The sequence below is a fragment of the Methylocella sp. genome, assembly GCA_037200525.1.
GTDB lineage: Bacteria > Pseudomonadota > Alphaproteobacteria > Rhizobiales > Beijerinckiaceae > Methylocapsa.
Genome location: JBBCGG010000001.1, coordinates 793,221 through 807,161 on the forward strand (window position 1 = coordinate 793,221; position 13,941 = coordinate 807,161).

Genomic DNA, 13,941 nt, shown 5'->3' on the forward strand with positions numbered 1-13,941 from the left:
GCCGCGAGAACCGCAAGCCGCCGAATCCCCGCTCTTCAATGAGGCCGTCGCATCGGCGCAAGCGAAGGCGGCGTTTTTGCTGGCTATGCGCGCCCGGGGCATTCGGGATGTGAATGTCCTGCGTGCGCTGGAAATGGTGCCGCGTGAAATCTTCGTGCCGCATCGCTATGCCGATCTGGCTCGCCGCGATCTCGCGCTGCCGCTGCGCTGCGGCCAGACTTTGCCGGAACCCTGGCTTGCCGCGCGCATGATCGAGGTTCTGGCGCCTTTGCCGCATCATCGGGTGCTCGAAATCGGCGCCGGTTCCGGCTATGCGACGGCTCTTCTTGCCCGAATCGCTCGTGAAGTCGTCTCCGTCGAGCGATTCCAGAGCCTTGCGATCGAGGCAGGCGAGCGCTTGGCGCGCCTTGGGGTGATGAACGCAGGCGTCGCCTGGGGCGATGGTCTTGCAGTTTCGCCGCAGACGGGCCCATTTGATCGGGTGATCGTGCAAGGCGCGCTCACCGAACTTCCCGAAAATCTCATCGCGGTTCTCGCCCCCGATGGCGTGATCGTCATGGCCCGTCCCGATCTCGATGTTCCGGCGCATCAGCATGTGGTGCGCATTGCGCGCAATGAGACGGATGCTTTGGAGGCGACGCCGATTTGCCCTTGCAGGCTGCAAGCCATCCTGCCGGGCGTGTCTCAAGCGCTTTAGCGCCTGCGCTCAACCTTGCGGCTCAGTTTGCCGCCGCGTTGCGCGCCCGAGCATAGGGCCGAAGGAAGATCGGCGAGGATTCCATTAAGTTTAATTTGAACGGTTTTTTGTGAATATTCGTTCATCTTAAACTCTCCCTTAACTCGCGGCCCATTTAATGCAGACATAGCTATTACGTCAGTGGGCTGCGTCATGAGTCATTTGGTTGCGGTATATTACTCACGCTTCGCGTTCCGGCTCGCTTTGACGGGGCTGGCGGCGGGCATGCTCGCAGGCTGCGCGAACTCCGAACGGCTGACCGATCCTTTCGGCAGCCCCTTCCAAAACTCGGCGGTGACCGATCCTTCGCCGACCGCGAGCATCAACCAAAGCGCGCCCGTCACCCCGGTGCAGTCGCGCCCCCTGGCCCCGCCAGCGGCGAGTTTGGCCTCGCCCGCGCCGCCGAGCGCTCGGGTCGCCGCCGCGCCCGTTCACTCATCCACGGCCGTCGCGGGCTGGTCTGCCGAGGGCGGCACGCCGGTTGTGCTGGCCGATGGCGAAAACGCCGACATCATCGCCAAGCGCTATGGAATTCCAATGGACGCCCTGCTGAAAGCAAACGGGCTGGCATCCGTTTCGCAGCTGCATCCCGGCGCGCGCGTCATTATTCCTGTGTATAACGCGACTGGCGCTGCGCACGCGACCGCCAGCGCCGCGCCGCCGAGTGCGCCAGTGCGCGTCGCCGCCGACGCCCATGCCCAACAAATCAAGCTGCTGAAGGGCAAAGCCCCGGCGAATGCAGTTGACCAAGCTCACGTGGCGAACAAAACCGCCGCGCCTGCGCAAAAACTCGCCGCCGCCAAGGAGCCCGCAAAGGCGCCCGTCGCTGCGCCCAAAGCGGCAGCGGCTGCGGCGCAGCCCGTCAAAACCGCGGCTGTGACGAAGCAGGATGCGCAGAAAGGGTCGAAAGTCGAAGTCGCAGTCCTCGAGACGAAGAAGCCCGAGCCAGAGGAGGCTGCGTCCGAACCCGCCAAAGCCGGCGATTCAGCCAATCCGGAATTCCGCTGGCCGGCGCGAGGCCGCATCATTCAAGGCTTCAAGGCCGGTGGCAACGACGGAATCAACATCGCCGTTCCGGAAGGCACCTCGGTCAAAGCCGCCGAGAGCGGGATTGTCGCCTATGCCGGAAGCGAACTAAAGGGCTATGGCAATCTCATCTTGATCCGCCATCCAAACGGCTTTGTCTCGGCCTACGCCAATAATGGCGACATTGAAGTCAAGCGCGGCGAGACGGTCAAGCGCGGTCAGACCATCGCCAAGTCGGGGCAGAGCGGCAATGTCGCCACGCCGCAGTTGCATTTCGAGCTTCGCAAGGGCGCGACGCCGGTCGATCCGACGCTCTATCTCGCGGGACTGTAACAAGGGGTCCGCATTCCTCGTCAAAAACGGGCGACGAATACGAGATAAAAGGCGATTTCGCTGATCTGCTGCGCGGCGCCGGCGACGTCGCCAGTCTGGCCGCCAATCTGCCGCTTGGCGAGCGCGCTGCACCCAAACCCCGCAATGACGCTTGCCGCAAGACCCAGGGTCGCCTTCCCGAGATTTGCGCCGGCTAAGAGCGGGGTCGCCGCAAAGATAGCGGCGAGGCAGGCGGCGCGGCCGAACGACGGGGGTTCAGGCCTCCCCGCCGAAAAGCCGGCTCCTTCCGCGCGGGCGGAAGGCAGCACGAACATGGGAATTAGAGCGGAAAAGCGCGACGCAGCCGCCGCGCCGATCAGCACTGCGCTCGCCAGTGCAACGCTTTGCGCAGCGATGAAAGCCAGCGCGACGATGCGAATATAAAGCGACAAGGCCAGAGCCAGAGCGCCGAAGGCGCCGACTCGGCTGTCTCGCATGATTTCGAGCTTGCGCTCGCGCGTCGCACCGCCGCCGAAACCATCGGCGCAATCGGCGAGGCCGTCTTCATGCAGAGCGCCGCTAAGCAGGATCAAGGTTGCGATGGAGAGCGGCGCGGCAAGGAGCGCGGGAAACGCAAGCGCCGCCGCTGCAAGGACGCCTGCGGCGATCGCGCCGAGGAGGGCGCCGGCCGCCGGGAGCAGGCCAACCGCGCGCGAAAACCTCGCAAGGCTATGCGGCATGGTTTCACGGCTGAGCGATGGAAGCGGAAGCCGCGTTGCAAAACGCAGGCAAATCAGAAAATCGATGAGAAGCGACGAGCCGTAGCGCATCGCCTCTCATCCTTCATTGCGGTACTGTTGTCGAGGCTTGCTGCGAGTGCTCGCTCGGGAGCTTTCGCAGGTCTAGGGCTGCACGCAAGAGTTGTGGATTTTAGCGGGTCTTGCCGCCCTGCTGTTCGGACCGACACACCCAGCCGCGATAACGGTTGGATTGATCGCCGGTGACGCCATTGTAGCAATAGACGCGATCGGAAGAATCCGAGGTTGAAGCAGGCGTCATAATCGGCCTCGTCTGGGCCTCGCCGCTGTTAGGGGTGGAGAGGGGAGCGGCGATGGCGATGCTGGCCGTCGCGACGGCGGCAAACCCAATGGCTAACAGGGAAAGTTTCCGTATCATATCGTCGATCTCCAATTCAAGGTTGTGAGTTCGAGTCATCTCCTCCAATAAAACGGATTGTCCGCAATGTAAGCGCTTTGTTGTTGCAGCGCAATATCGCAGATGCGAGGCAAGTTGCCGCGTCGCACGCTTGACCTTGCGTCCTGGTGAGGGAAGCAGACCGACTTGCATTGAATCGCACTAGACTGCATTAGCGTGTCGTTCAGGCCTTGCATTTGCCTGAAGCGGGACTGTGCGGCGCCCGAAATTCTTCAAGATTTTTTCTTTCCTCCAACTTTTAGGTTGTCATGTCCGCCGCAGCTTCGCCATTTGATGCAATCCGTGATCTTCTCCCCCTCATGCCGCAAGCGTCCGAGGCCTCGGTCGCGGCGGTGCGCACGCGGCAGGCGGAGCTCACCAAGCCGCAAGGCTCGCTTGGCCGGCTGGAGGATATCGTCGCCTTCCTCGCGGCCTGGCAAGGCAAGCCGCAGCCGACGATCGATCGTCCGCTTGTGGCGATTTTCGCCGCCAATCACGGCGTTGTGGCGAAAGGCGTCTCCGCCTATCCGGCCTCGGTCACCCGGTCCATGCTCGAGAATTTCGCGGCTGGAGGCGCAGCAATCAATCAGATTTGCGCCATCAACGGCGTTGGATTGAAAGTCTTCGACCTCGCCCTCGATATTCCGACGAAGGATTTTACTGAAGAGCCCGCCATGGAAGCGGTGGCGGCGTCGGCGACATTTGGCTTTGGCATGGAGGCGATCGCCGATGGGGTCGATCTCCTTTGCGTCGGCGAGATGGGAATCGGCAACACGACCATCGCCGCTGCGATTTATCATGGCCTCTACGGCGGCGCTGCGGAAGATTGGGTGGGACGCGGCACGGGAGTCGACGAGAGCGGCCTCGCGCGGAAAATCGCAGCCGTGGAGGGAGCCGTCAATCTCCATAAGCCCTATCTCGCCGATCCTTTAGAGCTGATGCGGCGTTTGGGCGGACGCGAGGTCGCGGCGATGGCGGGCGCGATCATGGCGGCGCGCATGCAGAACATTCCAGTGGTCCTTGATGGTTATGTCGTCTGCGCCGCAGCCGCCATTCTCCATGCGCTTGATCCGGCGACCCTTGATCACTGCCTCGCTGCTCATGTTTCGGCCGAAGGCGCGCACGGCGAGGTTTTGCGGCGTCTTGGCAAGCAGCCCTTGCTCGATCTTGGGCTAAGGCTCGGCGAAGGCTCCGGCGCGGCGCTCGCCGTCGGGATCATGCAAGCAGCTCTCGCCTGCCATAAGGACATGGCGACCTTCGCCGAGGCTCAGGTTGCAGGCAAGGTGAAGTAGATTTCGTCAGCGTCGAGGGAAAATCTATTTTCCCTCGATTAGGCTGCGCGCATCCTCGCGCAGGGCGGCGCGGGATTTGTCGCGCAGATAAAGCATGTGGCCGCCGCTATAGACCTTCAGTTGCACGCGGCTCGGGTCGCCCATCGGCGGAATTTGATCGATAAGCAGTTTAGAGGCGAAATAGGGCGTCACCTGATCGGTCAGCCCATGCGCGATGAGAACGCGCAGATGCGGGTCGATCGCGAGCGCGCGCTCCAGGTCGCCGAGCGCCTCGGCGCGGCCTCGACCGCTGCTCCAGTCCCATTGGTGATTGACGCTTTCATTGAGGATTTCGTAGCGCGCATCGATCGGCCAGCCGAGCTTATTGGCGGTGATATCGGCCATGGCGCTCGCCAGCGGCGTTTTGATTGCGTCGAGAACCGGGTCGGAATACTCGCTCGACGCTGACAAAGGCGCCGGATCGAAGCCGCTGATGTCGGCATCATAAAGGCTGGAAATCTTGCCCGCGGCGCGGCTGCGCTCGCGAGCAAAACTTGCCAGATCGATCCGCCCTCCAAGTTGGCGCACTAAAGCCGGATCGAGGCCGGCGAAGCCTGCGACTTTCTCCGCAATTCGAGCCAACGCCGCCGGATCGCGCTCGCCGCGCAGAAGATCTTCGAGGTAAGGGCCCGCCGCATAAGCTTCGACGTCGGCGAGATCCGCACGCGAGGCCCCCTTGTCGGGATCCCGCGCGGCCGCCGCCTGCGAGGGCAGACGCGTCACGTAAGTCATCGGATTATTGGCGCCCTCGAACCAACCGAAATCGAGCACCGGCGAAATCAGCACTAGGCCTTCGACGCCGACGCCTTCCTTATCTTGCAATTGGCGCGCGAGTTTTGGCGCGCGAAAGCCCCCATAGCTTTCGCCGACGATGAATTTCGGGCTTTCCAAGCGTTTGTTTGCGCCGAGCCATTTGCGGATCACGACGGCGAGCGCCTCAATGTCGCCGGCGACCGAATAGAAATGATGACGCGCAGCATCGCCTTTGCCGAGCAGGCGGCTATAGCCGGTTCCGGGTGGGTCGATGAACACGAGATCGGTGAAATCGAGCCAGGTTTCCGCATTGTCTATGGCGATCGGAGGCTCGGAAGGCGATTGCGGCGAGCCGTCGAGCTTTAGCCGCCACGGCCCCATAGCGCCGAGATCGAGCCACGCCGAACTCGCGCCCGGACCTCCGTTGACCACGAATGTGATCGGGCGTTTGCCGGCGTCCGCGCCTTCCAGGAGAAAAGCCGCATAAGCGACATCGGCTTGCGGTTCGGCGCTCTGGGCGTCGCTCAGTCGGATCGCGCCGGCGATCGCCTTGAAGCGTAGGCTGCGTCCTGGCAGCTCGACGACGTGGGAGGTTGTCGCCGCCGGCGGCAACGGATGCGGCGGGGTCGTCGTTGCGGGGCCTGCCGTTGTGGCTTCCTCGGAGGCGTTTGGCGAGCTCGGGGCTTTCTGCGCAGCCTCGTCGGCGGCGCTGAAGGTGGAAGCCGAGACAAAACCAATGAGCACCGCGCCCAGCAGGGCAGTTCGCAGGCGCGAGGCGGCGCTCGTCAAGGGTAGCGACACGATGGCTTTTCTCCCTCTGGCCCTGGCGGTCGCGATGAAACCCATCCCGCGAGCCTATTTGTCGATTGGGGCGAGGCCGCCCAACGCGCATCGCATATTGTCTCCATTATCAGGCTTTGGGGCAAATGGCATGGAGAGGAATTTGGTTCGCTGGCGCCTGATCGTCGGTGCCGGTTCGAGTAAAGCGAGGGTTTAAGCCGCCGGATGTAGCTCTCGTCGGGATGGCCGCCGGATTCTTGCGGCCCCAAAGTCGGTTTCTATGACGCTCGCCGGCTCCATGACTCGCGTCGGCGGGAAAATCACGATGACTTCCGTGCCCTCTTGAAGTTTGGATTTCAGCGTGAAGGTGCCCCCGTGCAGTTCGACAAGACCCTTGACGATAGGCAGACCAAGGCCGGAGCCTTCCTCGGCGTTTTTCTGGGCGAGCGCGCCGCGCCCGAACGCGGACATCACGATCGGGATTTCTTCCTCGGGGATTCCCGGCCCCGTATCGCGAACAGCCACATATTGGCCGCCGCTCGCCGTCCAGCCGATCCTGATCTTGATCGCGCCGCCCGGAGGCGTGAATTTGATGGCGTTCGAAAGAAGGTTCAGGGTCACCTGGCGGACGGCGCGCTCGTCGGCCCAGATGCGCGGCAAATTGGGTTCGACAGCCTCTTCCAACATTATATTGCGCTTTTTCGCGCGGAGCGCCAGCAGATGGCGGCAGTCCTCGACGACGTGATCCAGCGCGACGGGCTCCTCCTTGAGTTCGAAACGCCCGGCCTCGATCCGCGACAGGTCGAGAATTTCGTTGATCAGCTTGAGGAGATGCTGGCCGCTCGAATGAATATCGTTCGAATATTCCCGATAAGACGCAACAATATGCGATCCGAATAACTCGCCTTTCATGACTTCCGAAAAGCCAAGGATGGCGTTGAGGGGCGTGCGCAACTCATGACTCATCGTGGCGAGAAAGCGGGATTTGGCGAGATTTGCCTCTTCGGCGCGCCGCCGCGCGAGATCGCTGTTTGATTTGGATTGTTCGAGCTCGGCGATCAATGCGTCTTTCTCCGCCTGAAAAGACAGAGTTTCGACGGAGGCGGCGCGCAATTTCCGGGCGAGGAGCAGAAAATAAAGCAGCGCGCCGCCGGCGAGAGCCGCAAGCGGCAAGGTCCCGCCGGTAAAGCTCGTCGGGCGCAGCAGCGCCACGATCGCCAGAGTCATCGGCGCCAAAGCCCCGATCGCGGCGGCAGGCACAGAGGCGGTGATCGTCGCATTTATGGCCACGACGAGCAGCATCATCACCAATGCGCAAGCGTGAGTGGCGGGATCGTCGGCCTGACTGACAAGGCAGATGATGATCGCCCAACTAAAACCCTGCAGCGTTTCGGCGATGACGAAATCGCGGCGCCAGCGAGCGGCTGCGGCGTTTGAGACGGGTCCGCGCAGGAATCTGCGGGCGAGCTGGTGCGTAAGGCCCAAGGCTGTGAGATTGAGGCTCAACCAGATAAAGATGGCGTCGGCTGGCGCCCAGACCAAGGCGATCACGGCGAAGACCACGCTGAGCGCGGCCATGGCGAGGGCGGACGATTGCCGCCCATTGGCGAAAAGTTTGAGCAAAGCGAGATCGAAATCGCGATTTGCGCAGGCGAGCCCCGCTTCCTGCGCCTTGCGAAACGTCAGCCCAAAGCCTCGCCGTTTCGCGGCGACATCCGCATTGGCCGCGGACCCCCTTGCAATCATGTTTGCGGTGACTTCTGTCATCTTGGGGAAGGCCGCTCCAGGGCATGATCGGTTTTGGCCATGCTCAGCTATACGTCTGATTCAACGCATGATTTTGTCGAAAAATTTGCGATATTTCGAAGATCATGCTCAAATCGCTGGTAGATCAGGTTTGTCAGCCCGTACTTGTGCCGCAAAAAGATTAACGCCGCCTCATCAGCTTCCCCGGATTCTTCACATTTAGGGCTGGAGCAAGGCTTGCCAAGCAAAGAACGTCCCCGCCCCCATATTGCGCGACGAGATCTCGCGAACGGTAAAGGTGCGCTGGCGCACATATTGCGGCGGCCGGCGGCGATAGGATTCTTCCGCACTCGTCCAAAAATTTCCGAAGGTTATCAATCGTCTTTTGAAGATCTTCGATAATTAGTAGTTTTATTTGTATCGCTCTGATCAATTTAGTCATTGCTGCGAAAAAAAAACTATAGATACGAAGTAGAAACAAATGGGGCGTTTCTATCGCGACAAAGACGTTACTGTGAGCTGGTTGATAGGGCGGGTTATGAAAGTCACTATTGTTGGATGCGGGGATGCTTTTGGCTCGGGAGGACGGGCCCATTCTTGTTTCAGGATTGATGCCGACAGCGGCGTCGCGCTTGTCGATTTTGGCGCCGGCTCCATCGTGTCGTGGAAAAAGCTGGGCTTTCAGTTCGATGTCGTTGACGCTGTTGTAATTTCGCACCTGCATGGCGATCATTTTGGCGGCTTGCCTTTCCTGCTGTTCGATTGCCAATTCGTCAGGCATCGAACGCGGCCTCTAATTTTGATCGGGCCGCCTGGCTTTAAGAAGAGGCTGGATGCGGCGCTTGAGCTGTTTTTTCCGGGGGCGAGCAAGACGCCTTGGAGTTTTCCCTGGAGCGCCGAGGAGATTGTTCCTGGCCGCCAAAACCAATGTGCGGGCTTCACCCTTCAGACCTATGACGCATTTCACCCCTCCGGCGCATTGTCGACGGGGGTGCGCCTTACCGGCGGCGGCGGCGTCTTCGCCTATTCGGGCGATACTGCGTTCACGCCGACCTTGTTTGATCTCTCCGCCGGCGCGGATCTTTTTATTTGCGAATGCTCTTCCGGCGACTCTCCGACGCCTTATCATATCGATTGGCCAACCCTTCGAGCTAATCTACAAGGCTTTTCGGCCAAGCGGATGATTCTCACCCACATGGGCGACTCGGCTTTGGCGCGTCGCGCCGAGATGGAGCAGGCGGGGCTGACGGTCGCTTATGACGGACAAGTTTTCGAGCTCTGACTTAGCCCTACCCAGCCTGTCCGCTTTGACCGATCGCATCAGGGCTTGCCAGCTTTGCGTGGAAGCGCCGCGCAAAATGCCGCTGCCCCATGAGCCGCGTCCCGTGTTGCGCGTCTCCTCGACGGCGCGTCTGCTGGTCGCGGGTCAAGCCCCCGGCATCCGCGTGCATTTGAGCGGATTGCCGTTCAATGATCCGTCAGGCGATCGTCTGCGGCAATGGATGAATGTCTCGCGCGAGGTTTTCTATGACGAGTCGCGCGTGGCGATCGCGCCAATGGGTTTCTGTTTTCCGGGCCACACCGCTGACAAGGGCGATCTGCCGCCGCGTCCCGAGTGCCGCGCGACCTGGCATGACGAACTATTCACCGCCTTGCCGGGCATTGAATGCATTCTGGCGATCGGGCGTTTCGCCCAGGATTATCATTTTGCACGGCTGGGGCGACCCTTGCCCAAGGGCCTGCGGCTGGAGGAAGTCGTCCGCCGCTGGCGGGAACTTTCTGGTTCCTCGCCAAAAATCATCGCATTGCCGCATCCTTCCTGGCGCAACAGCGGCTGGATCAAACGCAATCCGTGGTTCGAAAGTGAGGTTGTGCCGATGCTGCGCGATGAGGTGGCGCGCCTGATCGACTGAACTTTCCTCCGGCGTTCAGACAAGGTTCAGCCACATTGGCCCTCTCTAAGGCGGTTCCGACTTAACTCCGGTTCCGGCCGACGATTGAGAGAGATGATGCTGAGATCGATCACGGGCTGCCTGTTTATCCTTAGTTTGGCCTTCTCCCTGTCCTTTTCGCGTCCAGCGGCGGCGCAAGGCGGCGAGGCTCGTTTCGCGCTTGTGATCGGCGACGCGCAATACGCCGAACCCTTGGCCACCGCCGCCAATGACGCCGGGCTCATAGCTGACAGCCTGCGCGCGGCGGGCTTTGACGTGATGGGGGCGGCCAATCTCGATCAGGATGCGCTTCGCCGCGCTTTCCGCGATTTTCTGGAGAAGGCCGCGCAGGGAGGCCCCGACGCGATTGCTTTCGTCTATCTCTCCGGCCTGGGGCTCCAATATGAAGGCGAAAATTATTTCGCCCCGGTCGGGGCGGTCATAGCCCGAGATGCGGATATTCCGCTGCAGGCGGTGCGCGTCTCCGATTTTACCCGCGCTCTCGCGGCCCTGCCGTTGCGCGGGCGGATCGTCGTTCTCGATGCGGCGCGCGCGAATAATTTCGCCAAAGGCGGTCAGCTCGCGGGCGGCCTCGCCCTCGTCGACGCCGATCCCGGCGCTCTTTACGCTTTCAACGCGGCCCCCGGAACCATCGCGCCAAACGAGCCCGGCCCCTATGGCGCCTATGCGCAGGCGCTGGCGGAAATGCTGCGCGCGGGCGGCGCGTCGCTTGATGAGATTTTTTCCCGAGCCCGCCTGCGCGTCGACCAGTTGACCCGCGGCGCCTTCACGCCATGGGATGCCTCGAAGATCGCGCCGCCGATCGTCTTGCTTGAGGGCGCGCCAAATGCGCCGGCGCAGGGCGCAGCGCAAAGCTATGCCGCCTTGGAGTCGCGGCCGATCAACTCATTTTCTCCCGGAGAGGCCTATGCCGCCGCCCTCCAGCGCGACACCTTCGAAGGCTATGAGGAATTTCTCACCGTCTATCCAAATGACCCCCTAGCGCGTCGCGTGCGTGCGCTGCTGGCGGCGCGGCGCGAGGCCTTAACCTGGCGCCGCACCTATTTCGCGAATACGCCGGACGCATATTGGAGCTATATGCAGCGCTATCCGCATGGACCGCATGTGTTCGATGCGCGTCGACGCCTGGCCCTGCTTACTGCGCCAGTTGAACCGCCGCCGCGTTTCGACGTCTATGATTTCGGAGGATTGCCGCCGCCGCCGCAGGTGGAATACGAAATTATCGATCGGCCGGTCGTCGTCTTCTATTCCAATGACTACCCGCCGCCACCGCCGCCGCCGATCTATTTCCTCCCGCCGCCGCCGAGGGAATTCATCAGTCTGCCGCCGCCGCCGCTGCCGCCGCATCCGGGCTTTTTGCCGATCCCCGCTCCAATTCCGCTGCCATACGCGCATCCAAATGGTCGGCCCGGCGTCTTCACCCAGCAAAATTTCGGCCAGCAAGGACCGGTCGGCGCGGGGCCCGGCGCGCAAAATCCAGCGACGGTCATTCCACCAGCGGGCGGCGGCCAGCTGAACCATGCGCTGCCTCAAGGCAATGGCGTGCCCCCGGCCGCATCGCCGACGGGACGCCCGAACGTCGGGCCAGGAGGAGTCCCCGCTGCGCCGGCGCCGGCGCCGATCGGCAAACCCGGCGTCGCCCCGGCTGTAGGGAGCCCGCCGGCAAATGGCGCGGTTGAGCCAAATCATGTCCCGCCGCGAGGCGACGGCGCGCCCGCCGTTGCGCCGCGAAACGAACATCCGGCCGTCGGGCAGGGCGGAGGCCCCGTTGGCATTCCGGTTAAGCCGCAGCCTGGGGCTTCGGCGCCGGTCGCCGCTCCTCAGATTGCGCCAAGGCCGGCTGCGCCGCCTCCTGCAGCGATAAAAGTCGCGCCGCCTGCCTCGCCTGAGGCTCGTCCGAGCGCCCCGGAGGAGCGGTCCAAGCCTGCTCCAACCGCGCAACCGCAAGTCCACGAGGATAGGCCCGCGCCGCGGGCGCAGGAATTGCGCCAAGAGAAGCCGGACCAGCATGTGCGGCCGCAACCCGGCGCGGCTCAAGAAAAGCCAGCTCGGCCAAAGCCGGGAGAAGAGCAGCACCGGCCCGAGTAAAGCCCGAACCGAAGCTGCCGCGCCCGCCCGCGGCGGCTCTTGGCGTTTGGTCAAGCGATTGTTACACTCACTACATGCCGTAGCGGCGCGCGCAACGCATTGGGAGTGCGAATGAATGGAAAGCACGGAGGTGGCCGCGAGCCGCTTGAGCCCCGTCCCTCCCCCTAGCCTCCGCGATCAAGCGGGCGGCCCCGCCGGGCTTCTTCAGGATCCCATTATCGCTGCGAGCCACGTCGGAGGAGTCGCAAAGCAAGCTGCCTTCGCCCCGCCGCGGCGGCCGGGAAAAGGAAAATCTCAAGGTCAGGAGCACGTCTATGCCGCGCTCGATCTTGGCACCAACAATTGCCGGTTGCTGATCGCGCGCGCGTCCTCGACAGGCGCTCCGAGTTCCGAATTTCGCGTCATCGACTCGTTTTCCAGGATCGTGAGGTTGGGTGAAGGGCTGTCGCGAACGCACACCCTAAGTACGGCCGCCATTGAACGGACGCTCGACGCTCTTGAGATATGCCATCGTAAAATGTGCGACCGGGGCGTCACGCGGGCGCGGCTGATCGCGACCGAGGCCTGCCGGTCTGCGGAAAACGGGCCCGAATTCCTCAAAAGAGTGCAGCGGGATATTGGCCTCGAACTCGAGATTGTCGATCGCGAGACGGAGGCGCATCTGGCGGCTGCGGGTTCCGCCTCGCTCGCCGATTCGTCAGCCTCCGGCGTGGTCTTGTTTGATATCGGCGGCGGATCTTCTGAAATCGTCTGGCTTGGCCGGCCCAACGGGGTCGCGGGACGCGCCGCCGATCTGGCGCTCCGCGAAAGGGTCCGTTTCTGGGTTTCGCTGAAACTCGGCGTCGTGACTTTGGCGGAAAAATTCGGCGGCCTCGAAGTGTCCGATGCGACATTCAATGCGATGGTCGACCATGTCTCCGGCGAACTGGCGAACTTCGTCGTGATGGTCGGCGCGGAGCGTCGCTGCGAGAACTTCCACCTCCTTGGCACATCGGGTACGGTGACGACGATCGCCGGCGTTTTTCTCGGCCTGTCTCGCTACGATCGCCGCCGCGTCGACGGTTTATGGATGTCGAGCGACGAAGTGAACGGCGCCGTGGCGTCCTTGCGGAAAATGACCTATGAGGAGCGTGCGACGAACGGCTGCATCGGGATCGGGCGCGCCGATCTCGTTATCGCCGGCTGCGCGATCCTCGAAGCCATCCGGCGCGCTTTTCCCGCCGATCGGGTGCGGATTGCCGATCGCGGGTTGCGAGAGGGCATATTGATGCAATTGATCAGCGCGGACCGGGCTGTTCCGCGAGCTCGCCGATGACCGAGCCGAAGACGACCTCGGGTCGGGAGGGCGGTCGCTCGCTGAAAACGCGCGTCAAGACCGCGAACAAGCGCTCGCTCTCCTCGACGTTGTGGCTGCAACGGCAGCTCAATGATCCTTATGTGGCGCGCGCCAAGAGGGAAGGCTTCAGATCCCGCGCGGCGTTCAAGCTGCTGGAGATCGACGAACGTTACCATTTTCTAAAGCCAGGCCAGAAAATCATCGATCTTGGGGCCGCCCCCGGCGGCTGGTCGCAAGTGGCGGCGCTTCAGATCGGGGCCGCCGACGGCAGAGGCAGAATCATCGGCATCGACCTGCTCGAGATCGAGCCGATGCCAGGCGCCGAATTCAGGGTGATGGATTTTCTGGATGAGGAAGCCCCGAGGCTGCTGACCGAGTGGCTCGGCCGCAAGGCGGATGTCGTGCTCTCGGACATGGCCGCGAATACGACGGGGCACAAGAAGACGGATCATTTGCGGATCATCGGTCTAGTCGAACTCGCGGCCGATTTTGCTTGCGACGCGCTGGCGCCTGGAGGCGCTTTTCTCGCCAAGGTCTTTCAGGGCGGGACGGAAAGCGAGCTTCTCATGCGGCTGAAGCGCGATTTTGCGGTGGTGCGGCACGTAAAGCCGCAGGCGAGTCGCGCTGATTCGTCAGAGCTTTACGTTCTCGCAACCGGCTTCTGCGGGACAAGCGAAGCCTGATTGC

At 62.5% G+C, this 13,941-nt stretch carries 12 protein-coding genes; 8 read left to right on the forward strand and 4 right to left on the reverse strand.

What is annotated here, in order from left to right:
• Positions 1–76: 76 nt before the first annotated feature.
• Together WDN46_03690 and WDN46_03695 are read left to right on the forward strand one after the other, a co-directional pair.
• Positions 77–697, forward strand: coding sequence for a methyltransferase domain-containing protein (locus tag WDN46_03690; protein ID MEJ0092548.1), 621 nt, complete (start codon positions 77–79; stop codon positions 695–697).
• Between the two features lie 192 nt (positions 698–889).
• Positions 890–2,095, forward strand: a complete 1,206-nt coding sequence (locus WDN46_03695) for a peptidoglycan DD-metalloendopeptidase family protein (protein ID MEJ0092549.1) — start codon at positions 890–892, stop codon at positions 2,093–2,095.
• A 20-nt stretch (positions 2,096–2,115) separates the two neighbouring features.
• On the opposite strand, the gene cobS is transcribed toward WDN46_03695, so the two are convergent.
• Both cobS and WDN46_03705 read right to left on the reverse strand, forming a co-directional pair.
• Positions 2,116–2,904 carry an adenosylcobinamide-GDP ribazoletransferase gene (gene cobS / locus WDN46_03700; GenBank protein MEJ0092550.1) on the reverse strand — a complete coding sequence of 263 codons (789 nt, stop codon included), beginning with the start codon at positions 2,902–2,904 and terminating at the stop codon, positions 2,116–2,118.
• Positions 2,905–3,004: 100 nt separating this feature from the next.
• Positions 3,005–3,421 carry a hypothetical protein gene (locus tag WDN46_03705; protein MEJ0092551.1) on the reverse strand — a complete coding sequence of 139 codons (417 nt, stop codon included), beginning with the start codon at positions 3,419–3,421 and terminating at the stop codon, positions 3,005–3,007.
• Positions 3,422–3,537: 116 nt separating this feature from the next.
• Between WDN46_03705 and cobT the strand changes: the two genes are divergently transcribed.
• Positions 3,538–4,560 (forward strand): nicotinate-nucleotide--dimethylbenzimidazole phosphoribosyltransferase, encoded by a 1,023-nt coding sequence (gene cobT / locus WDN46_03710; protein MEJ0092552.1) that lies wholly within the window; start codon positions 3,538–3,540, stop codon positions 4,558–4,560.
• 24 nt (positions 4,561–4,584) lie between these two features.
• Here cobT and WDN46_03715 read toward each other — a convergent pair whose 3' ends face one another.
• Complete coding sequence (locus WDN46_03715) at positions 4,585–6,153, reverse strand: peptidase S10 (GenBank protein ID MEJ0092553.1); 1,569 nt, start codon at positions 6,151–6,153, stop codon at positions 4,585–4,587.
• 192 nt (positions 6,154–6,345) lie between these two features.
• Positions 6,346–7,899 (reverse strand): HAMP domain-containing sensor histidine kinase, encoded by a 1,554-nt coding sequence (locus tag WDN46_03720; protein MEJ0092554.1) that lies wholly within the window; start codon positions 7,897–7,899, stop codon positions 6,346–6,348.
• Positions 7,900–8,416: 517 nt separating this feature from the next.
• Here WDN46_03720 and WDN46_03725 point away from each other — a divergent pair.
• From WDN46_03725 to WDN46_03745, 5 genes are all read left to right on the forward strand, one after another.
• Positions 8,417–9,160, forward strand: coding sequence for an MBL fold metallo-hydrolase (locus WDN46_03725; GenBank protein MEJ0092555.1), 744 nt, complete (start codon positions 8,417–8,419; stop codon positions 9,158–9,160).
• 76 nt (positions 9,161–9,236) lie between these two features.
• Positions 9,237–9,791, forward strand: coding sequence for a uracil-DNA glycosylase family protein (locus WDN46_03730; protein ID MEJ0092556.1), 555 nt, complete (start codon positions 9,237–9,239; stop codon positions 9,789–9,791).
• A gap of 93 nt (positions 9,792–9,884) precedes the next feature.
• On the forward strand, positions 9,885–11,918 hold the full coding sequence (locus WDN46_03735) for a caspase family protein (GenBank protein ID MEJ0092557.1): 2,034 nt from the start codon (positions 9,885–9,887) through the stop codon (positions 11,916–11,918).
• 115 nt (positions 11,919–12,033) lie between these two features.
• A complete protein-coding gene (locus WDN46_03740; GenBank protein ID MEJ0092558.1) occupies positions 12,034–13,233 on the forward strand; it encodes a Ppx/GppA phosphatase family protein in 1,200 nt (399 codons plus the stop codon).
• Positions 13,230–13,937, forward strand: coding sequence for an RlmE family RNA methyltransferase (locus tag WDN46_03745; protein ID MEJ0092559.1), 708 nt, complete (start codon positions 13,230–13,232; stop codon positions 13,935–13,937). The genes WDN46_03740 and WDN46_03745 overlap by 4 nt, the downstream gene beginning before the upstream one ends.
• Positions 13,938–13,941: the final 4 nt, after the last annotated feature.